The organism is Mesorhizobium sp. M2A.F.Ca.ET.039.01.1.1 (assembly GCF_003998035.1).
In the GTDB taxonomy this organism is placed as follows: domain Bacteria; phylum Pseudomonadota; class Alphaproteobacteria; order Rhizobiales; family Rhizobiaceae; genus Mesorhizobium.
The window spans coordinates 1-918 of sequence record NZ_RZRY01001314.1; the positions used below are offsets into that span (position 1 = coordinate 1).

A 918-nucleotide genomic window follows, 5' to 3' on the forward strand; every position below is an offset into this window, starting at 1 on the left:
CTGATCGATGGCGGCCAGGGCCAGATGACGGCGGTGCGCCAGATCCTTGCCGATCTCGGCGTCGAGGATCGGGTTGTCGCCATCGGCATCGCCAAGGGCCCGGACCGCGATGCCGGCCGCGAGCGCTTCTTCGTCAAGGGCAGGGAAAGCTTCATGTTGCCGGTGCGCGACCCGGTGCTCTATTTCGTCCAGCGCCTGCGCGACGAGGTGCACCGCTTCGCCATCGGCTCGCATCGCGCGCGGCGCAAGAAGGAGATGGTGAAAAGCCCGCTCGACGAGATCGCCGGTATCGGCCCCGGCCGCAAGCGCGCCCTGCTGCTCGCCTTCGGCACCGCCAAGGCGGTCAGCCGCGCCGCGGTCGAGGACCTGGTCAAGGTCGACGGCATTTCCGAGCATGTGGCGAAGCTGGTCTACAATCATTTTCATGAGAGCTGAGGCGGTCGGGCAGGGATGTCCCGAGGGGGTACCTCACAACGCGCTTCACGCCATTTTTCCCTGTCCAATCGAATCTCGGCTGTTGACCCCCTACATTGGCTTCTGATTTGAGTACCTCTGGCGGTGGAGATTTCCCGAGACGATATGGCACAACGCGCGTTCAACCTGCCGAACATCCTCACCTACGCCCGCATCGTCGCGGTGCCGCTGGTCGTGCTGTGCTTTTTTCTCGAAGGACATCTGAAGTCGTCCGACTTCGCCCGCTGGTCGGCGCTGGTCATTTTCCTGCTCGCCTCGATCACCGATTACTTTGACGGCTATTTCGCGCGCGCCTGGCAGCAGACTTCCAACATCGGCAAGATGCTCGATCCGATAGCCGACAAATTGCTGGTCGCCACCTGTCTGCTCCTGCTTGCCGCCGACACAGACCGCCACGCCGGCATCGCCGGCTGGTCGCTCTGGGCGGCGATCATCATCCTGTGC

Annotated in this window: 2 protein-coding genes; both read left to right on the forward strand. The window is 63.4% G+C overall.

The genetic code is table 11. The features are described 5' to 3' along the window. A partial coding sequence (locus EOA24_RS39540; protein ID WP_348633113.1) for a helix-hairpin-helix domain-containing protein occupies nt 1–435 on the forward strand: 435 nt, incomplete at its 5' end. A 144-nt stretch (nt 436–579) separates the two neighbouring features. After that, nucleotides 580–918, forward strand: a 339-nt coding sequence (locus tag EOA24_RS39545; protein ID WP_133375012.1) for a CDP-alcohol phosphatidyltransferase family protein, incomplete at its 3' end; no start/stop codon positions are given.